This is a genomic window from Anaplasma centrale str. Israel (genome assembly GCF_000024505.1).
In the GTDB taxonomy this organism is placed as follows: domain Bacteria; phylum Pseudomonadota; class Alphaproteobacteria; order Rickettsiales; family Anaplasmataceae; genus Anaplasma; species Anaplasma centrale.
The window spans coordinates 864781-891127 of sequence record NC_013532.1; the positions used below are offsets into that span (position 1 = coordinate 864781).

A 26347-nucleotide genomic window follows, 5' to 3' on the forward strand; every position below is an offset into this window, starting at 1 on the left:
TAATTTTAGAATCACAATAATCTATACGCGTAAGCCCTTATAGTTGTTCACTTTTTACCCATCGCTGCCATGCCCGTTGTGCGCTGCTCTATTGGCCACTACCCCGAAGCTGCGCTGGGCATTTTGCGATATAAATTAGTTGCTGCATACAGTTAAAGAAAATAAACTCTGTGTGGAAGAGCGGACCGAGTTTCAAATGCAGTTTCCAAAAACAAGAATGCGGCGCAGGCGCGCCCACGCTTGGATGCGCAATATCGTCAGGGAAACTGCACTTTGCGCTGGCAACCTAATACTGCCAATATTCGTCCATGAGCATGACGAAGACATAATTCCGGTAGAAGGTCTGGACTGTATGCGGAATGTATCCGCCAAAGGTGCGGCACATTTGGCGCGTGAAGCGCTAGAGGCGGGAATCAACGCCGTAATTGTGTTCCCGTCCGGATGTAAGAAGTCCACCGACGCGGAGGAGGCATATAATCCCAACAATCTAATTTGCGACGCAATTCGCCATATAAAAGACTGCGTACCCGAAATTGGGGTTATTGCGGACGTCGCGCTTGATCCTTACACAACCTCCGGGCACGATGGCATAGTAGTGGATGGCGAGGTGGATAATGACGCAACAATAACTGCACTCTGCAAACAGGCTGCAGTGCTCGCAGCTGCGGGTTGTGACGTTGTCGCTCCTTCAGATATGATGGATGGTAGGATTGGCGCCATTAGGGAGTTTCTCGATAATTGCGCCTTCAGTAATGTTTGTATACTCTCTTACGCCGCAAAGTTTTGTTCGTGCCTGTATAAGCCATTTCGCGGGGTGGTCGGCTCCCGCACGATGTCCCAGTCCATAGACAAAAGCACATACCAAATGGATGTCGCTAATTCCAGAGAAGCCCTGCTGGAGGCACGTCTTGACGTCGATGAAGGTGCCGATATGCTAATGATCAAACCGGGGATGTTTCACCTGGATGTAATCGCAGCAGTAAGTGCCGCGGTTGAAGTGCCGGTTTTTGCATATCAGGTCAGTGGCGAATATGCCATGATCAAGGCCGCATCGGCAAGTGGCTGGCTGGATTACAACCAATGCATGTATGAAGCACTAATCAGCATGAAACGCGCAGGAGCCAGGTGTATTATCACTTATGCTGCATTAGAAGTGGCAAGAATGCTAGAAACTCGGTAGAAAGCGGTGTCTGACGTCTTCATTGCGCAGCTAAATTACAACGCAAGAGATATGCGAGGCAACTTTGAAAAGATATTGGCAGGGTATGAAAAAGCTGTAAGTAGCGGGGCTAGAATCATGCTGCTAAGCAGATGTGCGATATCCGGATACTTGGACAAGGCCCCTCTACCATTCGGGGAGTTTACAGCGTTGTACCGCAAATATCTAGAAAACCTGGCCTCGCACACACTGAACAAACAAACCTGTATTGTGGTGGGTGGCGTTGAGCGCAGAGATGCACAGCTTTGTGAGGTGATTTACCTGCTATCCGGCGGCACAATACGAACCTTGATGCACATACCAAAGCGTTTGAGAGATGCTTTTGTGATGTTTAGTGTGAGTGGTTTGACCGCCGCGTTACTGCTTGAGGAAAGCCCAGACGTGGAGCACGGTGGCGCAAGTATACCATCAAATGGGCTAGATCTACTGATACTAATGGGAAAATCTACGCATGGGTGGCCAAATGCCTTATCCTCGTGCGTCAAGCTATCTGGTAAATGCGGCGCCACATTGGCATACGTTAACCTACTCGGCGGATATGAGCACCGAGTGTTTCCCGGAGGATCTCTGCTTTGTAACAACGACAAAGCACACTTGTGTGCCCTTTGGTCCGAAGATCAGAGTATTATGAATCCGTGCGCTACGCTAGACAGTGTCGGAGAGCCTCCAACAAGTGAGGAGCAAGATTATCAAAACCTCATGCTCGCGCTTAGGGATTATACCCACAAAAATGGGTTTGCTAGCGTAGTCTTAGGCATGTCCGGGGGGATAGATTCCGCGCTGGTTGCCACCATAGCTACTGATGCCCTGGGGCCGCAGTACGTACACACGTTCATGCTACCAACAAGATACACTACTCCTTCGAGCGTGGAAGATGCGGCAAAGTGTGCGCTAAATCTTGGTACCAGCCATACAGTAATGTCTATAGAGGAAATTTACCGCACCACGCTTGGGGCGCTGAGTACACTCCCTGCAAACTCTCTCTCAGGTGTGGCCGAGGAAAACATGCAGTCTAGAATACGGGGAATGTCCCTGATGGCGGCTAGTAACAAAATGGGATGGTTGCTCCTTGCCACTGGCAATAAATCCGAGCTACTGACGGGATATACGACTCTGTACGGTGATATGTGCGGGGGCTTTGCCCCAATCAAAGACGTGTACAAAACCAGAGTATACGAACTTGCGAAGTGGCGGAACAACAAAATACCGCGGGGTAGTCTTTGTCAAAAGACAAATGTAATACCAGAAGAGATAATACGTAAAGCCCCTTCAGCCGAGCTAAGGCCGGACCAAAAAGATCAAGACACCTTGCCGGAATATTCCGTCCTAGATCGCGTGTTACACGCACTTGTAGACCTCGGGCAAACGCAGGAGGAAATTGTGCGGTCAGGGTTCAGTGGAGAGTTGGTTGAGACAGTCATGAACCTGGTGCAAAAGTCATCCTTCAAGCTACAACAGGCCCCGTGCGGGCCAATCATCAGCCCATAAGTTCCGGTGCGGGGCTGTTACTTCCCCCCTTCTCTGGAAAGCACAAACTTGTATGATCCACCCTCAACCTGCAAGAAAAGCGCAACCATTATGAAGACTATGACGGCGAAGGAGATCAGGTAAAATGCTGGAATAGTATTTAGCCCAGTGGCATGGGAAAGCCACAGACAAATGGCTGGGGAAAAACCACCTAGAAGGTACCCAGCGCTGTAAGGCGCAGAAAAACATGTCTGCCGCGCACCCACCGGAAACATTAACACAACAAACGGCCCGTACCATCCCCAATATGAGCCGAACATCACGAAAAACGCCATGCGAGCAATCATTGACCCTTCGTAGATGAAGTGCACAACCGGATACATCGCAATTACTATAACAGCCAAAACAGCCAGTAAGCAGCTTTTCCTCTTGTTAGCATCAGACACAAGCAGGCTCGCGTAGGATGCAAGCATCAAAAGCAACAATGAGATGACATACTCTAAGATACCCGACCTGTGGCCCATGTCCATGCAGACCAAGGATAGATAAAAAAACCCAGAGGAAAGTGCACCCATGGCAAAAACCAGCAGTACTCCACCGGCGTTCTGTAGCAAAGATTTGAGAATGTTTTCCTTGCGCCCGGTAGATTTATATTCCAAATAATCCGGGCTTTCGTGAATTCTGGAACGGAGGTAGGGAAGAAAACAACTCACCGCGGCTGCGATAAAAAATGGAATCCTCCACCCCCACTCGTGCATCTGAACCTTTGTAAGGGTGGCCTCACACACCCGCAACACGAACGTGCCCACAAGTATACCAACGCTGCAAAGTATAATACGGATGACCCATACCACCTTCACCTGGTCCCTACTGACACTTTCAGCCATCAACACAACGCCACCGATTTCGGCGCCGTATGACAATCCCTGAATAATCCTCAGCACAATAAGCACAATGGGGGAAAGGCTCCAAGTAGTAGGAGTTGGAAGGACGGACATGAAAAAGACTGATCCCACCAGCATACCAGCAGAGATGTTAAGTGCCAGCCTTCTGCCTTTTCTGTCGCCCAAATAACCAAACATTGTTGCGCCCAGCGGCCTGGCAACAAAAGCAGATGCAAAAACTAAAAATCCCATAAGTGTGGACAAGTATGTGGAGCCCTCTCCTTGGCCAGGCAGGAAGGCACTTTCTGAGAAAAACACCTGCGCTATAACGGAACTAAGCATGCCGTAAACAGTAAAGTCGTAGTTTTCTATGGCAGTGCACAGCAAAACGGCAAGCACAACCTCGTTTAGGCCGGTAATTCTTTTCCAGAGTTTGTACACGAATCAGCACACCACAGGGCAATCCGCCAGTCTAGCACAGGGGCTATGTGCGCTCAAGAATATTACACACCGGATACGGGTGTACAGTCAGAAGCATGGCCCACACCTAAAAAACCTCAGGTACCTCAGCCTCGGCCACTTCCGTCCCCCCCCCCCCTTCTTTTCTTCTGGAAAATGCAAACCTGTATGACCCACCTTCAACCCGCAGGAAAAGCGCAACCATTGCGAAAACTATGACGGCAAAGGAGATCAGGTAAAATGCAGGAACGCCATCTAGCCCCGTTGCATGGGAAAGCCACAGACAAATTGCGGGGGAAAATCCACCTAGCGTGCATCCCATGCTGAGCGGCATTGAAAAACATGTTTGCCTCGCACCCACTGGGAAAATTAGCACAACCAACGGCCCCCACCACCCCCAGTATGTGCTGAATATTAGCACAAACACTATGCGCGCAACCATGTGGCCTTCGTAGATGAAGTGCACAACCGGGTACATCGCAACTATTACGAGGGCCAACAAGACCAGAAAGTAGCTCCTGTTCTTGCCAGCATCAGACACAAACAAACTGCAGCAAGGAGCTAGCGTCAGTAGCGATAGTAAGACTGCGTACTCCCAAGTACCTGACTTGTGGCCCAAGTCCATGTAAACCATGGATAGATAAAAAAACCCAGAGGAAAGTGCAGCCATGGCAAAAACAAGTAGTACGCCACCGGCGTTCTGTAGCAAAGATTTGAGAATGTTTTCCTTACGCCCAGTTGCTTTATATTCCATATAATCCGGGCTTTCTTTGATTCTAGATCGCAGGTAAGGAAGCGCACAGCTAATCACACCCGCAACCAAAAACGGAATTCTCCACCCCCACTCGTGCATCTGGGCCTCCGTAAGGGCAGTCTCGCACAATCGCAACACAAACGCACCAAGAAATAGCCCAACGTTACCAAACACAGTTCCGATGACCCACGTCATCTTCACCTGGTGTTTTTCAACACTCTCAGCCATTAGTACAACACCACCAACTTCGGCGCCGTAGGCCAACCCTTGGATGATTCTCAACACAACCAGCGCAATAGGAGCAAGACTCCAAGTTTTAGGAGTCGGAAGCACAGATATGAGGAAAACTGAACCTGCCAGCATACCAGCAGAGATGTTGAGCGCCAGTCCTCTGCCTTTCCTGTCACCCAAATAACCAAACATCGTTGCGCCCAGCGGCCGCGCGACAAAAGCAGACGCAAAAACTAAAAAACCCATGAGCGAGGACAAGTATGTGGCGCGATCTCCTTGATCAGACAGAAAGGCACTCTGCAGGAAAAACACTTTTGCCATAATGGAACTAAGCATGCCGTAGACGATGAAGTCGTAGCTTTCTATGCTCATGCACAGCAGCACAGCGAATACAACTTTGTTCAGGCCGGTAATTTTTTTCCAGAGTTTGTACACGAACCAGCACACCACACAACAACTCTACAGACTAGCACAGGGGGTATGTGCGCTCAAGTGATATTACAGCCGGATACGGGTATAACCTAAAGTAACGCCTACAACCCCAGGCGTAGTGCCGCACGCATATGACAGTATCCTGCAGCAGGCAGCTTACACCCCGGCATTTACCGCTAATAGTAAACCTACTGCTGCGGATCACCACTTTCCGACACAGATCCGGTGCGGAAGCTATTTCGGCACTTCAGGGCGTCGTGCCACACGCATATGACAATATCCTGCAGCGGGCAGCTTACACCCCGGCATTTTGATGCAGCACGCCCCCACGCACTCTTGATAGAAGTTCATCTGCAGAAAAAGTGGAAAAGTCTTCCCGGGGTGAACATCATTTGCTCTGCATATCGCAGCAAGAGCTCCTTGAAACCTTGTTTTGCAGCATGTATAACCTCAGCACAATCCTCCACCTGCACCACTTCAGGTGCTGTGCTGCCCAACTAGACCCTCACAATTTGAACTCAGACTACCACTTTCACCGAGCTCCCCCATAAAAAATCTGGCTCTCTCCAGAACATTTTTGGGAAACCCGGCAAGTTCCGCAACGTATATCCCGTAAGATTTGCCCGAAATCCCCGCTACTAGCTCATGTAGAAATACAACTTGGCCCTGCCACTCTTCTATTTTCATGTAAAAACACTGCACGTTCTTCAGATAAGAACTAAATTTCGGCAGTTCGTGATAATGCGTGGCACATATAGCTCTGCTCTTCGTAACGTCGTGAATATGCTCTATAACCGCCAGAGCTATGGAAAATCCGTCGTGGATCCCCGTGCCTCTACCAACTTCGTCCAGAATTACCAAAGACCTATCGGTTGCTTGGTTTAGGATAGCCGCGGTCTCAGCCATTTCTACCATAAATGTGGAATATCCCAACGATATGCTGTCCGAAGCCCCTACCCTGCTGAAAATTTTATCTATAACCCCTATATGCGCACTCTCCGCCGGCACGAATGACCCGATGTGCGCCACAATCGCTATGAGTGCATTCTGCCTGAGGAAAGTGCTCTTCCCGGCCATGTTTGGCCCTGTAATGAGCCACATCCTGCCATCTTCCGAGAGGTTGACATCATTGGCAATGAACCGCACACCCGTCTCAACCACGGGATGGCGCCCTCTTTTTACTGCGAACTCTCTGCTATCATCAACAATAGGCCTGACATATTTGTTCTCCGCCGCCAACCTGGCAAGTGAAATCAAAACATCCAGCTCCGCAACCGCATTGGCCGCAAGTTCGACGCTTTGCGCCTCCTCTGAAATTCGTAGACAAAGTCCGCGGAAAATCTGAGCCTCAAGCTCCATAATCTCACTTTTGGCAGCGGTGATTGTCTCCTCAAGTTCCCTAAGCTCCGCGGTGGTATGGCGCATCGTATGTGCCAGGCTCTGCCTGTGTATGAAGATTGTATCTTTAAGTTTATGCGAAGCAGGGGTTTCTATGTAATACCCGAGCACGCTGTTGTACGCAATCTTGAGGCTGCCTATCCCAGTAAGCTTACGGTACTTATCACGCAGGTCCTGCATGAGTTTATCACTTTCACTTTCAATACGCACAACCGTGGCTAGACGCGCATTGCATGCAGGATTTATAAACCCACCATCTCTGGCGTTTGCTGCATTATTTTCAAGTATGGTGCCGCTTATTAACTTCAGCAACTTCTCATGCTCACCAAACTCACCAACAATCCTGACCAACATCGGATTGTCCACTTCTAGCATGATCTGCTGCAGTCGCAGAATCTTTGCAAGGGCCTTTCCTAGCATACAAACATCTCGCGGCGAGCATTTAAGCAGCTTGATCCGAGTCAGGATACGTTCCATATCAGGGATCCCACGCATGACATCTCTTATGCTCTCACATATATTTCGGCTTTTTACGAAAAACTCCACAGCATCCTGTCTGCTATTTATGACGTGTGGGCAGGAGGATGGAAACGCAAGATGTCGCTTTAGGAGCCTGCTTCCTATCGCAGTTACGGTTCTATCTATAACGGATACCAAAGACCCCTCTTTCTCCCCAGACTGGGTGCAAAACAACTCAAGGTTCCGCAGCGCCGCACCGTCTATGAGTACAAAGCTTTTGCTATCGCACACTTTCGGATAGCCTAACTTCGGAAGGTTATTCTTCTGCGTTGTGCGCACGTACTCAACCAAAGAGCCACATGCAGACACCTCCACATCTGTAAAATTTCCTAATCCCCGCAGGGTATTCACTCCATATATCCCACACAAGACCTTTTCTGCTTTTTTGACATCGAAGAAACTCTCGCTATGGCTGGTAACTGCGCACCGATGCCTACGCAAAATCAGTTCAATTTCCCTTTGCTCTTTCAGTCGATCGGAAATCAGCAATTCCCTGGGACGTATGCGCTGTATCTCGCTGTCAATGTTCTCCAGTCTACTAGAACGCACGTTGAATATTCCTGCAGATAGGTCCATCCACGCCACACCGTAGCTATCTCCCACACGCGAAAGGCACGCCAGATAGTTGTTCTCACTCGCTTCCAGCAACCCGTCTTCAAGCAAAGTGCCGGGCGTTACTATCCTAACTACATCTCGTTTAACCAGGGCCCGATGTCCCCTCTTACGCGCTTCCTCCACCGTCTCAAGTTGCTCACATATGGCAACCTTGTGGCCAAGTTTTACTAACCTTCCCAAATAGCTGTCTGCACTGTGCGTGGGTATACCGCACATAGGGGTTCCAGCGCCCCTCTTGGTTAACACTATATCCAAAGCCCTAGATGCCACAACTGCATCGTCGAAAAAAAGCTCGTAAAAGTCTCCAAGTCTGTAAAACAGCAAACACCCCTCATATTGGTCCTTTAATGACTTGTACTGCCTGATAATGGGAGTATACTCTGTACTATCGCCTACCTTAACCATGTGTTAACCTTTGCGTGCTTAAGTATGCGCTAACCATTGCGTGTGCTTGGGTTGCGATTTTATACACAATACCGGATACGTACACCAAAATTTTTGCGTTCGTTTGGTGGGCTGATGTTTTAACTTTTGCATACTGTGCGTTGAGCATCTATAATCCTGCGGCTTTCTCTGTGCGTTTGGCACACCGCATGGGGTTTAGGAAGTTCGCGCCAAGCTGGTATGGAGAGGTTCAGAGCTAGGTATTGCTGTCGCCGTCGTGTAGCACGTGGTGATGATGGTCGTCCTGTGGCTCCGGTCCAGCAGGTGCCACAGATGGGATTAGGGGGTTAGTATGAGCAGCGACAAAAAGTTGCAAGAGAAGACGAGTGAGGCTCTCAAGAAAGTCGGAGTGGGTGCTGCAACCGTCGTTGATGCGGTCACTACCCCGCCTAAAACAAACAAGCACGCCGCAACCACCAAAAACACCTGGCAGAACATTAAAGATCTGGTTGGCAAGGTCAAAAGCGGAGACGAGTGGAGCCCGTTCAAAGAGAGGGTAGGTAGGGTTCGGAATACGCCAAGCGAGCGGGCCCGTGGCAACGATATAAGCGCCTCCTACGGCGCATCAGGAAAGCTGACTCTTACAGTTGCGAACTATGTTTTCAATGACGATGCGCTAAGGATATTGGATGCTGTTGATAGTAGTGATAAGAAGCAGCTTGATCCGAACAGCGCGGCACTCCGGATAAATTTTTCTAGTGATACTCTCATTGATGTAAAGGCACTACTGAATAACAAAGAAGCCATGAAGGGCTATGAAAAGCTCGTGGGTTTGCGGGAAAAACTTGCAGAGCTTGGCGGCACTATTTCCGTTAATCGCAGTAACGATGGCTTCGGCAGAGTGCTTAAAGTGACCCTGGATACTGAAAACAAAACCGAGGCGCAGATACAGAAGGAGATTGAGGCAGTCTTTGAGTGTATCGGAATCAAGAACAGCACGCTGGCAAAAAGCTTTGCAAAGGAGATGGTGCATAAGAGGACCCTAGAGTCCTCTGAGGCTGGCAAGCAAGTCAGCAATGTTAAGACCAAGCCTGCGCGCAGCGGTGGTCCCGGTAGTGAAGCACCCAGACCAAGTTCCCAGGTGGCTCAAGAAGGATACTCTCAGGACTCAGGTGTTGACAGCACTGCTCAGCACAGCGTAGATAGTGGTAAGTCTGAAGCGGGGGATGATATGGTTCTGGGTTCAAGTGCAGCAACGACACCGGGGGTTAGCCCTGGAGATATTGTACCAGAGAGCTTTGACCTGGCCAAGTCAGTTGGGAGCTACGCTCGGCTCCAGATCGGGGGTAGAGCTGACACGAAGGCTGCGGCAGGGCTTCAAACTCGATTTTTGGAAAGATGCGGTAGTGGGGTTGCTGCGGGAGCTTCAAAGGTTAGCGACGCGGGAATCCACCTGGACGATGCACTGCTTCGCGGCGCTTCGATGGGGCTTGATGGAGTGACGCAGGACGGCCTTCAGCAGTCAGGGGCGGCTACGTCGTTCACTCCTACTTCAGCCCCAGGACAGGCCGCGGCGTCCGCACGCGCTGTCTCAACCGGCAGAGATGCATGACCAATAGCGCAGCAATAGGGGAGTATGACAGCGGCAATGTGTTTGCCCGCATCTTGAGGGGCGAGGCACCTTGTAGAAAGGTGTACGAGGACGAGCAGGTTTTGGCCTTTCACGATATTCGTCCGGAAGCTCCAGTACATGTTCTTGTGATACCCAAGGGTAAGTACATATCATACGATGACTTCATAAGCTCTGACTGCGATATCGCAGGCTTCTTCAGGACAGTGGGCGCGATCGCCAGAGAGCTTGGGCTCCACCACGGAGGGTACAGGCTGGTCACCAACCATGGGAAATCGGCCGGGCAAGTGGTGCCACATTTTCACGTTCACATACTCGGCTATCCGAAACCTGAGGCACAAAAACCCTGACGGTAGCCATTCAGGGAACTTAGCTCACCGTGGATGCATTGCCTATTGTCGGTAGCGCGGCTACCGGTCTCTTATGCCGCACCCACTGGGCTTCTGCACTTTTTCATCCACAAAGTGTGGGTACGTGCCGGTGCTAACTTGCGCTTGCGGCGTAAAAGTGTTATTGCTAACTCGACGCTATGTAAAACGGGCCGGCCATGAAGCTTAGTGGAGTCTTTACCGCGTTGGCAACCCCCTTTAGAGATGACTTATCCCTGGATGAAAGAGCGCTGGCCTCGTTTGTGGATTGGCAGATTTCTTCAGGAACCTCTGGGATAGTACCGTGCGGCACTACCGGGGAGTCTGCCACCCTGAATTTTGAAGAGTACTGCACGGTAGTGAGGCTGTGCATAGAAACTGCACGGGGGCGCATCCTGGTCATCGCGGGTGCGGGGTCTAACTGTACCACAGAAACTATAAGTAGGGCGCTGTTCGTGCAATCTGCAGGGGCGGATGCAGCTTTGATAGTAGTGCCGTATTACAATCGGCCGAGTGACGAGGGAGTATATCAACACTTCCGAGCCGTGCATGACGCAACCAACATACCGATAGTGCTTTATAATGTCCCACAAAGAACAGCAATTGACATATCTAACGACACGATTAGAAGAATTGCGGAATTGCCCAGGGTTGTTGGCATAAAAGACTGCACTGGGGCTGAGAGGGTGGCAGCGCTGAAGGCAATTCTACCCGAGAAAGTTGCTATCCTTTCTGGCGAAGATGAAACCGTCCTCACTTCCTACACAAACGGGGGCTCTGGATGCGTTTCTGTGGTATCTAACGTTGCGCCAAAGATGGCCGTGGAATTGTATCGCCTCCATGCACTGGGGAAAATAAACATGGCAAAACAAGTGAGCGGAAATTTGGCAGCGTTAAGCAGAGTGTTATTCATCGAGCCCAGTCCATCACCCACCAAATATGCACTCAGCTTGATGGGTAAAATGCGGCCGAAAGTGCGCCTGCCCCTGGTCGAGCTCACTAGCAGCGGCCAGACTGCAGTCAAGAATGTGCTAGAAACATTAGACTTGCTACGGCAACAGAAGGCAATGCATAGCCAACTGTAGCGCGCTCTGGAGGGGCAAAACTTAATCGCGGCGAAGGTGCAGTGTTCAGCCGTCTTGCCGTGCGTGCATTTCAATTCTCGCATGCATTATCAGCTTTTCGAAGTTTCTTGCTTACGTACAAGCAGGTAATCAGGTAATAATGCCCTTGGAGAGCGCTACTATGATTCTCACCAAGAATCTCTCTACCTGCATATTTTCATAATTTCTAGGAATTACATGACAGTACCTAATTTTGAAGTAAAAGACAGCGTTACAAGCCTCATACCCGCATACAACGAGCTCCAAGAGCACGATGACGGCCCTCATGAGGAAAACCGACTCCCCTTGACAGTCAGACATATAGAGGAGATTAATCGCAAATTTGACCAGCAAAGTGATCGCTTAGACAGGTTGGAGCTCGCCGCAAAGCGCCTCAACCTCTGCGAGGACCCCGAAGCGCTAGAGCGCAAGTCACTATCAGAATACATACGCAACGGACAAGTTACAGGTTTTGAGCAAAAAGGCCTTGATAGCAGCTCAGCACTAGCGTACCTCATGCCGAGAGAAATCTCCATGCATATAGACAAGCGCTTATCTCAAAGCTCTGTAATGCGCAAACTGTGCTCGGTGGAGAAGGTATCGGGAGACAGCCTCGAATATTTCACCACCAACAATAAGGATACCTTCGTGGGGTGGGGAGGAGAAGTGCAAAGCGATACAGCAGCCCCAAAAATGAGCAAGACGACCATATACTTGCACGAGTTATACGCGCAACCGCAGATTGCAAAAAAGCTTTTGGATGACTCCTTAGTAGATCTGGAAGGCTGGCTCATAGACAACCTGGTAGATGCGTTCAGCAGGAAAGAAAATGAGGCTTTCATCTCCGGGGATGGGGACAAGAAGCCATCCGGTATACTGTCATCTGAGGACGGGAAGGACGAAGGACAAATTGAAAGAGTATCCGCAAAACAGCTAAACAGCGACGCCATCATTTCACTGTACTACTCCCTGGACGAATATTTTGCCGGCAGGGGAGCGTTTATAATGCACAGAAGCGTGCTGCAGGCAATACGCTCACTCAAATCCAGTTCCGGGCAGTATTTACTGCAACCTGGCCCATCTGGGGAGGAAATGCTACTGGGGGCACCGGTATACCAAACTTCAGATATGCCGGCTATCGCCAATGCCAAACTCCCGATAATAGCGTTTGGGGATTTTAAAAATGCGTACAAAATTGTGGAAAATCGAAATATGAAAATCTTGCGTGACCCGTTTACGAGCAAAGCTTTCGTCGCGTTTTACACAACAAAGCGTGTGGGCGGGAGTATAATAAACGGGAGTGCAATAAAGCTGTTGGAGATCGAAGACAGCAAGCCCACGGTTGAGTAAAACTCGACAACCTGTACGGTGGGGCGGTCATCACGCCCCATTGTGCATTTAGTGCGCGGTAAAGCGGTTTGAGGAGGGCATTAAGCTGCCCGCATACACAACCTACCGTTGTACATTCATAGAGCGGTGGCATGGGTAGGCATACGTGGCGGTTAAAACCTGTGCAGGTGCCACCATTCGCGGGATTGGGCGCTGCTTTGTGGCACACACCACGGCTGCTGGTTCGTAAAGAACAATACATGCATTCAGAGTTTGCATAGCTCCGCAACCACGGCAGGAGGCACCTTCGGCATACATATATGTCCATCAATACACCCTAATGTGCACTTCGCAAAACAGATGATCAGTCTGCGCGGTTGTACATATATGCCTCTCATATAAACCCTAACTGGATGATCGGACTGTGCTGCAGGTCATACATAGGCGATGACACCCTGCCAGCCGCCTGTCGTTGCTACAAAACCTGTACGGGGCTCTATGCGAAAGTGTGCGCTGCAATTTCATGTGGCTCAAATATGCCCGCAAAGGAATGCCGGCTCACTTAAAGGACGCACACAAGCACTTGGTGCACCTGCAGCAACTCACCTATCGGTCAGGAAAAGCTTTTTACACCTACTGTACACAAACACTGGCAGGGCCACTATGCAAATACGGAATCTATTATGGCCTGCTGCTGCGTCGCGTGTGCGCTTGGGTACCCTGCTGCCGTAGACGCAGATTCAGACCTACCGATATAGGATACGGACCCGGAAATGCCGGCACACCGCATGGATTCTTCAATCCGATCGCGCACAAAACTCCAACCGCCCATGTTAAAGTGCTCTTCTTGGCACCATACTACCGAAGCTTTTTTGTACTTCGCAAGCTTATTAGCCAATAACTCAGTTGGGAACGGATAGTATTGCTCCAGCCTCAGAAGTGCAACATCTGTCTTATCAGCTCTTGCCGCCAGAAGATCGTAGTACACCTTCCCGCTGCACACCACTACCCGACGTACCGCGCTGGGATTAATATCCGCAACCTCACCAATCACCGGAATAAAATGACCTTCAAAGTCTGAGATTTTGGACACAGCCATTTTATGCCTCAGTAGAGATTTCGGAGTGAACACCACCAGCGGCTTTCTGAAGTCTCTATGCAGCTGCCTACGCAGCGCGTGAAAAAAATTCGCGGGAGTCGTGCAGTTGACGACTTGCATGTTGTCCTCGGCACAGAGCTGCAAATACCTTTCAATTCTCGCGGAGCTATGCTCTGGACCCTGGCCTTCATACCCATGCGGTAGCAATAGTACCAATCCGCTGGACCGCATCCACTTGGTTTCAGCAGCAGCGACATACTGGTCAATAATTATCTGCGCACCGTTGGCAAAATCACCAAACTGCGCCTCCCAAATGACTAATACATTGGGGGAATCCAAGCTATACCCATACTCAAAGCCCATAACCGCATACTCAGAAAGCGGGCTATCCATGACGTCAAACCTGGCCTGTTCCACGCCTAGATTGTTCAGAGGTACGTAGTGCTCCCCAGTAACCTGGTCCACAAGCCTAGCATGCCTATGGGAGAACGTGCCCCTGGCAGAATCTTCCCCAGATAGGCGAACCCTGAATTTTTCAACTAACAGCGAGGCAATAGCCAGAGCCTCACCCGTACCCCAATCTATTGAGTCACCCTGTACACCTTTGAGCCTACCAGCCAGCATCCTGGCGATTTTCGTTTCCGCGTTGAACCCCTCCGGGATGGTGCATAGAGAGTCTACCAAGGCAAGCAATTTGCTCCTCTCAACCCCAGTCTCTGAAAGATAATCCTGAAAGTTGCCCGGATCTGGGCGCCTGAGACCTTGCCAACAACCCTGAAACCAATCCTCCTTTTCTGGTTTGTACTTAGCAGACGCAGCAAAGGCCTCTTCCAACACTGCGCGGAACTCCCCACGCGACTTATCAACATCCTCTTTGGTAACCACTCCCTCACTTATGAGCCGTTCTGCATACAAGCTGGCAACGGTCTTGTGTGCGGCGATGCGTTTGTACATCAGTGGTTGGGTAAACATAGGTTCGTCACCCTCATTGTGACCAAAACGCCTGTAGCAGACTATATCAACCACTACATCCTTCCCAAATTTGCTTCTGTATTCCATGGCCAGATCCGCCACTAACAGTACTGACTCCGGATCATCACCATTAACATGAAACACGGGTGCATCTATCATCTTCGCTACATCCGAGCAGTAGAAAGACGTCATAGAACTTTCGGGGTCCGCAGTAAAGCCAACTTGGTTGTTCACTACCACATGCACAATTCCGCCCGGAGAGTAGCCCGCAACTCCACTCAAGGTAAACCCCTCTGAGACCACCCCCTGGCCGATGAAGGCAGCGTTCCCATGCACCAAAATTCCAAGCACAGGCTGGCGTTTTTCGTCGCTCTTAGCCTTCACTCTACCCATGACGACAGGGTTAACAGATTCCAGGCTGGAGGAGTTATACGCGAGCGACAGGTGCACTGTCTCACCCCCAATTTTTTTGTCGGTCGAGTACCCCAAATGGTATTTCACATCCCCAGATAACGACAACCCTTCTGGGTACGCCATACCCCCAGAAAATTCATACAGCACTGCCGCATATGGTTTGCGCATCACCCTAGTAAGTACACTCAGCCGCCCCCTGTGCGATAAACCTAGCACAACTTCTTTGCAGTTAAACCCCGGCGCAAGGGCAATTATTCTCTCAAGCAAGGGAACAAGCACATCCCCGCCCTCAACAGAAAACCTCTTGTATCCTGGATATCTTACATGCAGAAACTGCTCAAACAATTCGGTCTCCTGCAAACACCGCAAGGTCTCTCTCTTGCGCTCAGGCGCGATTACCCTGCTGGTATTTTCAATCTTATCCCTCAGCCAATCGCGCTCCTCACTGGAGGGTATATGCATGAACTCATAGCCAATTGAGCCGCAGTATGTTTCTTTGAGAGCTTGCAAAATTGAAGGCAACGAAGCCCCAGACCCACGCCAAGCAGCTTCGCCGTCCCCTATTATAGAAGCGATAAACTTATCATGATCAAGCGCAACCTTCCCGGCCATGCCTAGGGGATCAAGATCTGCTGCAAGATGCCCGTAAGACCTAAAAAAATGCAGTAGGCACAGAACCTTAGAGTCCACAGCTATATCATTACCAGAAGTGGCTTGCGCACACTCGGCAGGGTATTTATCCTCCAATGCGCGAGTGAACAAGCTCTTCCAACAATTCGGAAGCTCCGCATCTCCCCGCTCATACCTGCTGTACACCTCTTCCACAAGAAGTGCATTATCCCCAAACAAACAATCCTTCTGGCTCCTGTAAGACACCACGTACACCTTCACGCAGCAACAAAAATCCTCGCACAGTGTGGAGAATCGCGACCACTCTAACATACTTTCACGGTCATTTAAAGCTAACATTCTCCCGGCGCTATGTTGGTTCCCTAGCCTGGATAACTTTTGCTTACTAATTGTCAGGCTGGGTTTTACCCTCTAGTACGGGATCCTTGTACACCGATCTCTACAAAATCAATTTATTAATATCTGAGGATAACGCCCATGAAAAATGCAGCACAAAAACTGCCAGCTCACACCTCTCACGCAGTAATAACCACCGCGCTTTGTTGCAGGATATCGGCCGAAAACGCTGACATAAGGCTCACAGAACATGACGAAAACCTCGAAATCGACAATGCTGTTTATAGCTCCGGCTATGGCATAAACTTCGGCCCTATATATCGTGGCAAGGACCGTAGCATAGCCTCGATCGAGATAACAAAATATGGCAGCATTATGAGAGAGCAAGCTCTCGCAAGTGGGCAGCGCAGCCGCATTGAGGTAGAGATATTTTCAATCGATTATGATGATGTATCGCGGGAAAAAATAACGCTGTTCGTCGGAATGGTAAGCACTATCACGGTCGAAAATCACAGGCTAAAAATCTCACTCGAGGGAATCCAGAGCGCCTTATCCGACAAAATTGGTATATTATTTTCTCCCCATTGCAGGGCACAATTTTGTGACAGCAAGTGTAAGCTCGACAGGAAGAAATTCACGTTTCAAAGTACAGTAGACAAAGTGGTGGATCACCTAACCCTGGAGGATACCAAGCTTCCCTACGCAGACTGCTACTATAAACACGGAGTGGTCACATTTCTGGATGGAGAGAATCGGGGAATATCCGTGGAAGTGCGCGGCCACAGACACTATATGGTACACCTGGCCAGAAGTGCGCCCTACCCAATACTACCGGGAGATGCGTACTCAATAATCGCCGGGTGTGACAAAAACTTTCTCACTTGCAGTAGAAAATTCGACAATACGAGTAACTTCCGGGGAGAGCCCCACGTACCAGATTTAAATTCCGTATACCAACCTCTTGAGGAGTGAGCAAACCCGCTAGTGCCACGAGCCGATGGTCTGCACAATACCCCAGCATGGCGCCTTAGCAACACCAGATGTAGACAAACTGCGTCGTAGCTGAACACACTAGCAAACCTGAGACGCATCACCTGCATAGCGGCGTGACAAAATCCACACGGCCATTTCGTGCTCTGCCGCGGCAAAGGCATATGCTAACATTCCGATGCTGGGGCGCTCTGTCCCCACCAGAGCACCGGGCAATACCACCCACAACTGCGGCACACCTTGTATGAAAACTACTGCAACTATCCCGGGTTAAATTATGTCAACAACACCAATATTGTCTACCATCGCTAGCGTAGTAAATCAAGCAGTCTGGAAGTCTGTCACACAATCTATCGAAGAGGCACTCAACCGAGTTACAACCGAAGGGCTATCAGCGCCCAACTTGCGGAACAGAGGCAGCACGCAAGCCAAAAAACCCCCAAAGGAAACCAGGGTGCAAACATCCACATACGGCAAGACATTGTGCAAAGTGTATGGCACTGCACAAGTACAAGGCAACATAATATGGGCACAACCAATCAGGTATGCAAGGCACCAAGAAACCTACACAACACGTGGCTCACAATCAGCAAAACGCACCACAAGCAGCCACGCAACACTGGCAATTGCCATATGCTCGGGACCAATACACAGACTCTCTCGCATGTGGGCAAATGGAAAACCGCTAGATTTGTCCACAATAAAACACAGGCTATACAAGGGCACCGAAGACCAAGCACCCGATCCACTAATGTCCCCCGCAGGGGAACACACCCCCGCATACCGCGGCATCGCGTACATCGTGATAGAGGACCTGCCACTTCAAGACTACAACAATGCAGTGCCGAATTTTGTGTTTGAGGTCACTGCGTATCCAGAAGGTTTTTTGGAAGGCCATATTACGCAGAAAATCAATAGCATACACACCATAGGTAGAGGAGAATTTTCTTATGACACTGAAATACACAGGGCAATACAAGTCGCGGTTGTAGGTACACAAACAGTTGCATATGGAACTGCAGCAAAAATCAACGGGATGGGTGGTTATACGCGGTCAAACGCATTATTAGCCCTGGATGCGATGCAGAGCATTTTACCTAACGTGCAATGGGTGGCAGTAACGGTTCACTGGTTTACTGACGGACAAAACATTAAGCATTGCGGGGTCCGCCCCGCGACCATATACGAGCATGACGTCAAGATAACTCCAGACGCCTGGAAGGTTGGTAATTTTACCGCAACAAATGCATACAAACTTAGGCTAAAAGATGGCCGGCAGCCGCCCAAGGGAACCACCCACGATGCGTCCTTAGTGCGATACATATGGGAGCTTAAATCCAGGGGTTATAAGATACTATTACTGCCGAAATTGATCGTAAATTTCGAAGAAGGCACACAATTGACGTGCGAGAACCCGCAAGACATCGACCAGTTTTTCAGTCGGCGATACCGGCCATTCATAGAACACTACTGCCTACTTACCAGGGGAACCATAGATGCGTTCGTAATAGGCAGCGGTCTTACATCGCTTACCAGAATCAAAGATGACGCAGAATCGTTCCCGGCAGTAGAGGCACTCATACGCTTGGCTGAACTGGCAAAGCAGGTGCTTGGAAACGCCACAGTTGTAACATACGCGGCAAATTGGGACGAATATCACTCGCACAACGGGGTATACAACTTAGACGCGTTGTGGGCATCTGACCATATTGACGTCGTCGGCATCAACGCGTATTTCCCCCTTACAGACACCCCAAATCCCACGCATAGGTTCAGCGCACAAAGCGTTGCACAATCTTGGCACAGCAGTGAAGGGTATGATGGCCCCTACAAGCACCCGACTATAGGACAATCTGAAAGCTCCCACTTGAGCTCTGCGTACAAAAACATAGGCCAATGGTGGAGCAGCAGCCATGTAAACCGGCATAACAATACCAAAACCGCGTGGCAACCTAAAAGCAAAAAGGTGTGGTTCATAGAATATGGTTTCCGAAGTGTGGCAGACTGCACATACAGGCCGCTATCGCCCGAACAACACGCTAGTGCTGTAGAAAACGTAACACCGGATAGCATAGATTTTGTCGCACAAAAAACCGCTATAGAAGGCACTTTTGACGCGTGGCACCCCTCAGAAATTGTGGAGAGGATGTTCCTTTACGCGTGGAATCTCGAGCCGTACGTCAAAATGGAGCCATATTTCTACCAAAACTGGCAGACTGGCCATTGGATCAACGGAAAAATAGACTCGGCCACACTGTCTTCAATCCTCCAAAGCGTGACCGGCAAGGTAGGCCTGCGTTCCACAACCGCAAAGGAAGCGGACGAGCTCGTGCTGGGATATTCAATCCACAATTACACATCAGCGGAGGCCGTGGTCAGGGAACTACAAAAAATATACTGCCTGGACATCAGGGAAAAGGCGGGGGAATTGGTCTTCTCGGACTCTGACCCGGAATCTGTACTGCACATACCAGACGAGGATGTAGTGCCGGGAAGCTACCAGGTAACTTACGCACCCACAGCCCCCTGCGAAGCGCAGGCACTGCTATACGTAAGCCGAAGATTTGGCTACCAGCCGAGGCTTAGAAACCCGCAGGCATGCCAAGTTGGTGGGCCAAAAGCCTCAGGTATTTTACAAACATCACTGGTGCTTGATGATCTACATGCGGAGGCCATAGTGGATGATTTACAACACCTCACCGCAAGCCAGAATTGCTTTTTCAGGATATCTCTGCCCATAAAATATGCTTCACTAAATGTGGGAGATGTAATCAGCGTGGAATGGGAGCACAGGCAACACACGTTAAAAATTGCTAGCGTGAGGATTGCAGGCCTACAGGTGCACCTTGGGGGGTTTATCCACACTCCAACGCGTTTTAAACGCAAAAGCTTTTCTTGTATATCATACACCCCCAAATAGCAGTATACATATATCGTTGGTAATCAAAGCACCAAGAGGTTTCTAGCCACGCGCGCAGAGTATACGGCGCAGAGATTCGTGTTGTGTCTATGCACAAAATATTATAGAATTCACGATCGCCTTCACATCGCGGTTTATGACAAAAGGGCTGTATATAGAGTCCTACGGGTGCCAAATGAACGTTTATGATTCCTTGATGGTTGAGGATATCCTCAGGCCGTTAGGTTTTGCAGCGGTCCAGCGCCCGGAAGACGCAGATATCATAATGGTTAACACCTGCCACGTAAGAGAAAAGGCAGCAGAAAAGCTATATTCCGCACTTGGAAGAATGCGCATGCTCCGCAAAGAAGGTGCGTTGATAGTGGTGGCAGGGTGCGTTGCACAGGCTGAGGGAGAAGCAGTCTTTGAGCGGGCCCCGTTTGTGGATGTTGTGGTAGGGCCGCAGAGCATACACACGTTGCCCGAGCTGATCATGAAAGCCACTCGGGACGCAAAGCAGATGAATGTTGAGTTCCCCGCCATCTCTAAGTTTGATGTAATATCTACAGATTTGCTGGTCAGCCGCGGAGTTTCGGCGTTTGTATCAGTCCAAGAAGGGTGTGATAAGTTCTGTACCTTTTGTGTAGTGCCCTACACTCGGGGGCCAGAGTATTCAAGATCGGTTGAAGATGTGCTGGCGGAAGTGAGAAAACTCGCCGACGGAGGCACAAAAGAGGTTGTACTGCTTGGGCAAAATGTAAACGCATACCATGGAACCTACAAGGGTAACGAGTGGGACTTGGGGCGTTTAATACGGAAGGTGGCGGAAGTTGACGGCATTGAGAGGATACGATACACAACCTCCCACCCGAGGGATATGCATAGCTCACTATATGACGCACATAAGCATGAGCCTAAGTTGCTGCCTTGTGTCCACCTGCCAGTGCAATCTGGCTCAGATTCCGTGCTACGTAAAATGAACCGCAAACACTCGGTGCAGGAGTATATGGATATAATAGACACCCTCAAAGAGGCCAGGAGCGATATTGCACTTTCGTCAGACTTCATCGTGGGCTTCCCCGGAGAAACCGAAGAAGACTTTGAAGCTACAATGGACTTAGTCAGGCACGTTGGGTTTGCCACATCCTACAGCTTTAAGTACAGTCCAAGGCCTGGGACCCCCGGCGCAGAGTATACGAACCAGGTACCGGAGGAGGAAAAAAGCAGCCGTTTGCATAGACTGCAGCACCTGCTGCTCACCCAGCAGCGCCTTTTCACCAAGAGCATGATAGGCAAGACTGTATCAGTGCTAGTATGCGGCACAGAAGGCTCGCGCGGTTGCAGTAACGAGGTATTCGGCAAGAGCGAACATATGCAGCCGGTGTACATCTCTGTGGATGGAGACCCGGCGGGGTACCGTAACAAGATATTCAGCGTAAAAGTGCTGGAAGAAGGAGCGCGCAGCTCTTTGAAGGGCATTATTTGCACCGATACAATCTCCCCCCCCCCCACAGCATGTAGCCCCTGCCGATCCGCCGTACAGGCTTGAGCTGTGTCTGGTTCAATAATCAGCCAATAATCGGCCAAACCAGCCGCACCGTTTATGTGCGTACCAAAGCCAATAGACTGGGCAGCACCAATTCATTGAGCAAATTTTTGTCGGGCGACACCCCTGCAACAGTACTAACTACCGCGCGCTCTAGTAAGGCTACAGTGCGCCACACAGCCTAGCACGCAAGCCACAGCCGCGGAGTATCTTAACAACGTTGTAAGGTTGTAGTATTCTGACAGCAAAGTAAGCACCAGAATTACAACGCCAGCTATGGTGCACATCGCGCCATTGACGATCGCGCAGAAGGTTGTAACCCGTGCAGCCGTCATGTTACACCCGAAAGTAAATGCTATCATGTGCCCACCGGCAGCAAATCCGAAACAAAACGATGCAAAATAGCACAAATACGCCACCAATGCGGGATCTTCGGCAGACAGCATTCGCTGTATAAGCAGTGCAACTATCGGTAGACTACACATTTGAAATACGCAAAACGCGAAAAGGACGCGTTTTTTATCCTGCAACACAGCCAGCACCCAACATGCAAAGGGCGCCCCAAGGGAGAAGCCTACCCATGCATATACGGAAACCAGATATACCACCCTAGAGTCCAGTTTATACAACAGAAAACCCGCGACGGCAAAAAACATGCCAAACATCATACCACCAACTATGGAGGCATATAGCGCATCCCTGGTTGTGACAATATCGCGCATATTCCTCACCACCTGGAGGAACTGCATGTGCCCTGAGGCCCCTCTGTAGCCCGGAGGATTCTGCACCGCACACAACGCCATGAGAAAGACTGCAAATTGTACCGCGATGATGCACGATACCAAAAACTTGAAGTGCTCCATGAGAAAGTGATTTTGGTAAAAAGAAAGCACACCAAACAGCGCATACGAAAGGCCGTGGGCCATTTGGGCAAGCCCGAACATGACACCAGACATGGGTGGCGTAAAAAAGTTCATGCTTGCATATCCAGCACCGATAAAACAAAAAGAGGCTCCGAAGGTTAGAATCGGCTGTGAAAGCATTACCATAAAAAGGAAACCTTGCTCACCAGCAAGCATTTGAAAAAGTACGCCTACGCAGATACACAACGCGGCCGCCGGCAGCATTAATTTACCGCCATAGTGGTCTATTAACGCTCCAGAAAAAAGTTGAAATAGGGCAAAAAAACACATACGTGCAAACATGAGTGTGGCAACTCTGAGCTCGCTGTGCAGCACCACTTGTCCAAACGCGGAGTACATGCACTCTGAGCAGCTCAGAGATACCAACATCATAACTGTAGTCAACCAGCCAAAGTAGGCTTTTGCGCGTTCAGAGAGCATAATCAGACCTGATCTATAATCAACATATCTGCCACGCTCACTTCACTATCACTAGTACGACCAACAGCCCAACTATGACAAGCATCAAAAACGGGGCAGCGCCGAGTTGCGTGGTCTGCCCCCGGCCTTGCCTGTATCCATCATGGGAAATTATAATATCAAGGCTGCGGTCAATCTTGGACGCCAACATCCGCATGCCTCTCATGGACCTATAAACCTGTGACTTTTTAAATCGCTCGGTATATCCGTGATTGTCACCATGTTCCTGCACCCACAGTTCTGCAATTTTCCACAGGTTCATATCCGGCGCCAGTTGCCTACATATCCCTTCAACCAACACCATGGTTTTCTGCAACAAAAGCAACTGTGGTTGCACTTTCATGTTAAACTCACTGGTAACCATAAAGAGTTGGGTAAGCAACTCCGCCATGGAAAACCCTTGCGCGCTCATATCAGCTATAGGCTCCCATATCGCGCGGCAGGCCGTGATAAACTCATCGCACCTTCCGGGAATATACCCCGCATCGAGGTGTGCCTCAGCAACTCTGCGGTAGTCCCTACTCAAAAAGCCTATGAATATTTCGGAGATATACACACAGGTTTCCTCGTCAATCCTGCCCATGATGCCGAAATCCACCGCAACAATCCGATTGTTGCTGTCTACCATGAGGTTGCCGGGATGCATGTCAGCGTGGAAAAATCTGTCTTTATACACCTGGTTACAAAAACACAAAATCAGATTGCGGGCCAAAGACTCACGATCTTGCAATTTGTCAATCTCGTAAATCGGCACAGCATCTACCCACTGCAAAGTAAGAACGCGTTTGGAGGTGCAATTCCAGTCTACCTTTGGCACACAAAATATCCCGCGATCCGCCTTTGTGTTCTCCCTCAACTCCTCCGCATTCGCCGCTTCGAAGCGTAAATCTAGCTCCAGTCTGCATATGCTCGCAAACATTTCAACCAGTTGCCCAAGCTGGAATCTCTGCAACCCGCGGCACCCACCGAAAATACGCGCCAATAGACGCATAAGTCTTATATCCCTGCGGAAATCTTGCTCCACCCCGGGTCTGAGCACTTTCACCGCCCTGAGTTCACCATCTAGTGTTTTTGCCTTATGAACCTGGGCAACGCTCGCCGCGGCAACCGGCACCGTATCAAATTCTCGAAAGATGCTACCCATCTGTCTGCGCAAATCACACTCAATCGTTTTTACGACGTCGTCGAATGAAAATGGTGGTAGCGCATCACACAAACGAAGCAGGTTCTTCGCCGCGTCTTCCCCCACTATGTCTACCCTAGCAGCAAGAAATTGGCCAAACTTAATAAACGTTGGGCCCAAGCTTTGTAAAAGAATACACAACCTCTCCGCACGGGTTTTTGAACGCAATCTGAGCGATAGGAAGCCTGTGTACGGCAAGATGCCATGGCACAAAATAGCCGTCACTATGCGCAACATTCTGGCGCAGCTTTTTATTACGCTAAACATTATTCGGAAACACGCTCAGAAACTTTGCGTTTTCTGTGATTTCCTCGGGCGTGCCTTCGCAGCGTATTGAGTGGTTTACGCAAATAACCCTGTCAGAGCATGACATCACGCAGTGCAGATCGTGCGATGTCATGAGGACGCTCACACCGCACTCTGTAACCAGCCGTGCAACTAGTTTGTAGAAATTGTGCTTCGCTTCAATATCCATGCAGCTCACAGGCTCGTCCAAAATTATAAGATCAGGCTTCATCATCAGGCATCTAGCAAGTAGCACTAACTGGGTTTCGCCAGCGGATAGCTCGGCCACTTGCCGCTTCAACAGCCGCTCAACATCAACGTATTTCATCGAGTCTTCCAAATCTGAGACTGCACGTCTCCCCAGGTAGGTATGCAGAAGAAAATATTCGACCGTCATGGGCATAAGACGATTGATCTTGATATTCTGGGGAAGATAGCCTATTCCCAGTTTACCAAAATAACGCACTGTACCCTTGTATGCCTTGTTTATCCCCACAAGAACGCGCACCAACGAGGTCTTGCCGCCCCCATTTGGGCCCAAAATAGTTACAATCTCCCCAAATTTTACCGAAAAGCTAACGTTATCTATAACCTTTTTATCTTCGTAAAATAGTGTTAGACTATCGGCCGTGAGTATCGCGCGCCTCGACGAGACTCTCGACTCTCCTCCTTTTATTGCGGGCTGCCTGAAATGCTGGTGATTAGACGACATGTGATCTCATTCATGGTAGCGCTCACGGTGCTGCTGCCGGTAGGAGGATATACCGTTCCAAGGATAGCTGCAACCATAAATCCCGTATATTTTCTGATAAGCGCAGTGGCCCATGGGGTGGTAGAGCCATCGTTGCCCACAACTGGCGCATCATGCGTACACGATTGCGTGCTCAAGCCCTCCGACATGGCAAAGCTAAACTCCTCAGACATAGTTTTTTATATCGACGACAGGCTGGAGTCCTTCGTTAGAAGGCTGGACAACAGAGCAGGCAGGAGGCTCGTGAAACTTTCAGATGAGGTAACGTTGCTCACAGAAAGGGCCGTCGGTGGGCGCTTCACGCATGAAAAGGACCTGCACATATGGCTAGATCCAGATAACGCCAGCAAAATGGTACAAAAAATCTGCACGGTTCTCTCTGAAGAGGATCCGGAAAATGCTCATGCCTACAGGCAAAACGCGGAAGCTGCGCTTGCAAAGATAAAAGACATGGCTGGCAGAATCAGCGCAGTGCTCGCACCTATCAGAGACACACCGTACATGGCAGAGCATGATGCCTATCAATATTTTGACAGGTACTTCGGGCTGAACTTCGTGGCCGCACTGTCTGGCAGTGGGCATACAGTCAGTGTTACCGCAAAGGGGTTGTCATTCGCAAAAAAGGCTGCGAAGGAGCATGAAGTGCGATGTATTTTTACTGACCCGTTGCATAGTGCATCTCGTTACAGGCTTGTAAGCAAGAAAATAAAAATATGCGCACTAGATCCGCTTGGACGCAACATCCGGGGCACGGACGGGTATTTTGAACTGATGGAGACAATCGCAAACAGTTTCCGGAGCTGCCTTCAGCGGCATGGTGACTAGCCAGATATCTTGTGCCAGTTGCGTAAGTTGTGGCAGACATTTTAGTCCAGTGTGACTTTGCAAGGAAAAGTGGGTGGCATACCTTAAGCCTTGGGAGCCGAAACCCCGTCCAACGCAAAATTGCTAGGTGGTGACGTTGCATCTGCGTTGGGGCGTGTACCGTCTCTCAATGCAAACTTGCTAGGCAATTTAGTTGGCCTTCCCCGGTTGCGCTCCCTCACCACATGGGGTTGAAATTGTACG

17 protein-coding genes are annotated in these 26347 nt (G+C 49.9%); 10 read left to right on the top strand and 7 right to left on the bottom strand.

Annotation, left to right across the window (positions count from 1 at the left end; all coding sequences use genetic code 11):
- Positions 1-196 precede the first annotated feature (196 nt).
- Together hemB and nadE are read left to right on the top strand one after the other, a co-directional pair.
- Positions 197-1180: a porphobilinogen synthase gene (gene hemB, locus ACIS_RS03680; protein WP_041651557.1), complete on the top strand. Its 984-nt coding sequence runs from the start codon at positions 197-199 to the stop codon at positions 1178-1180.
- Between the two features lie 6 nt (positions 1181-1186).
- Positions 1187-2707: an NAD(+) synthase gene (nadE, locus tag ACIS_RS03685; protein ID WP_012880854.1), complete on the top strand. Its 1521-nt coding sequence runs from the start codon at positions 1187-1189 to the stop codon at positions 2705-2707.
- Positions 2708-2724: 17 nt separating this feature from the next.
- On the opposite strand, the gene ACIS_RS03690 is transcribed toward nadE, so the two are convergent.
- The 3 genes from ACIS_RS03690 to mutS all read right to left on the bottom strand — a co-directional run bounded on the left by ACIS_RS03690 (position 2725) and on the right by mutS (position 8383).
- Positions 2725-4011, bottom strand: coding sequence for an MFS transporter (locus tag ACIS_RS03690; protein ID WP_012880855.1), 1287 nt, complete (start codon positions 4009-4011; stop codon positions 2725-2727).
- 106 nt (positions 4012-4117) lie between these two features.
- Positions 4118-5464, bottom strand: a complete 1347-nt coding sequence (locus ACIS_RS03695) for an MFS transporter (protein ID WP_012880856.1) — start codon at positions 5462-5464, stop codon at positions 4118-4120.
- Positions 5465-5923: 459 nt separating this feature from the next.
- Positions 5924-8383 (bottom strand): DNA mismatch repair protein MutS, encoded by a 2460-nt coding sequence (gene mutS / locus ACIS_RS03705; RefSeq protein WP_012880858.1) that lies wholly within the window; start codon positions 8381-8383, stop codon positions 5924-5926.
- A 331-nt stretch (positions 8384-8714) separates the two neighbouring features.
- Between mutS and ACIS_RS03710 the strand changes: the two genes are divergently transcribed.
- The 4 genes from ACIS_RS03710 to ACIS_RS03725 all read left to right on the top strand — a co-directional run bounded on the left by ACIS_RS03710 (position 8715) and on the right by ACIS_RS03725 (position 12813).
- Entirely contained in the window at positions 8715-9974 is a 1260-nt protein-coding gene (locus ACIS_RS03710) for an AM410 family tick-upregulated protein (RefSeq protein WP_012880860.1), read from the top strand.
- On the top strand, positions 9971-10342 hold the full coding sequence (locus ACIS_RS03715) for a histidine triad nucleotide-binding protein (protein WP_012880861.1): 372 nt from the start codon (positions 9971-9973) through the stop codon (positions 10340-10342). Before ACIS_RS03710 ends, ACIS_RS03715 begins: the two co-directional genes overlap by 4 nt.
- 197 nt (positions 10343-10539) lie before the next feature.
- Entirely contained in the window at positions 10540-11445 is a 906-nt protein-coding gene (dapA, locus tag ACIS_RS03720) for a 4-hydroxy-tetrahydrodipicolinate synthase (protein WP_012880862.1), read from the top strand.
- 216 nt (positions 11446-11661) lie between these two features.
- A complete protein-coding gene (locus tag ACIS_RS03725; protein ID WP_012880863.1) occupies positions 11662-12813 on the top strand; it encodes a phage major capsid protein in 1152 nt (383 codons plus the stop codon).
- Positions 12814-13453: 640 nt separating this feature from the next.
- Here ACIS_RS03725 and ACIS_RS03730 read toward each other — a convergent pair.
- Positions 13454-16246 (bottom strand): 2-oxoglutarate dehydrogenase E1 component, encoded by a 2793-nt coding sequence (locus ACIS_RS03730; protein WP_081440538.1) that lies wholly within the window; start codon positions 16244-16246, stop codon positions 13454-13456.
- A 138-nt stretch (positions 16247-16384) separates the two neighbouring features.
- On the opposite strand from ACIS_RS03730, the gene ACIS_RS03735 reads away from it, so the two are divergent.
- The 3 genes from ACIS_RS03735 (at position 16385) to miaB (ending at position 21681) form a co-directional block, all read left to right on the top strand.
- Positions 16385-17215 carry a DUF2163 domain-containing protein gene (locus ACIS_RS03735; RefSeq protein ID WP_010263429.1) on the top strand — a complete coding sequence of 277 codons (831 nt, stop codon included), beginning with the start codon at positions 16385-16387 and terminating at the stop codon, positions 17213-17215.
- A gap of 682 nt (positions 17216-17897) precedes the next feature.
- Positions 17898-20153, top strand: coding sequence for a glycoside hydrolase/phage tail family protein (locus ACIS_RS03740; protein ID WP_238523255.1), 2256 nt, complete (start codon positions 17898-17900; stop codon positions 20151-20153).
- Positions 20154-20289: 136 nt separating this feature from the next.
- Entirely contained in the window at positions 20290-21681 is a 1392-nt protein-coding gene (gene miaB / locus ACIS_RS03745) for a tRNA (N6-isopentenyl adenosine(37)-C2)-methylthiotransferase MiaB (RefSeq protein ID WP_012880866.1), read from the top strand.
- Positions 21682-21815: 134 nt separating this feature from the next.
- Here the strand turns inward: miaB and ACIS_RS03750 are convergent, their stop codons facing one another.
- From ACIS_RS03750 to ACIS_RS03760, 3 genes are read right to left on the bottom strand one after another with little or no spacing between them, the layout of a single operon-like run.
- A complete protein-coding gene (locus tag ACIS_RS03750; RefSeq protein WP_012658891.1) occupies positions 21816-23021 on the bottom strand; it encodes an MFS transporter in 1206 nt (401 codons plus the stop codon).
- Between the two features lie 37 nt (positions 23022-23058).
- On the bottom strand, positions 23059-24510 hold the full coding sequence (ubiB, locus tag ACIS_RS03755; RefSeq protein WP_010263403.1) for a 2-polyprenylphenol 6-hydroxylase: 1452 nt from the start codon (positions 24508-24510) through the stop codon (positions 23059-23061).
- Positions 24503-25240 carry a metal ABC transporter ATP-binding protein gene (locus tag ACIS_RS03760; protein WP_012658890.1) on the bottom strand — a complete coding sequence of 246 codons (738 nt, stop codon included), beginning with the start codon at positions 25238-25240 and terminating at the stop codon, positions 24503-24505. The genes ubiB and ACIS_RS03760 overlap by 8 nt, the downstream gene beginning before the upstream one ends.
- Here ACIS_RS03760 and ACIS_RS03765 point away from each other — a divergent pair.
- The gene (locus tag ACIS_RS03765; RefSeq protein ID WP_012880867.1) at positions 25220-26104 is read left to right on the top strand and encodes a metal ABC transporter substrate-binding protein; all 885 of its coding nucleotides are present in this window, start codon (positions 25220-25222) and stop codon (positions 26102-26104) included. The genes ACIS_RS03760 and ACIS_RS03765 overlap by 21 nt on opposite strands.
- Positions 26105-26347 lie beyond the last annotated feature (243 nt).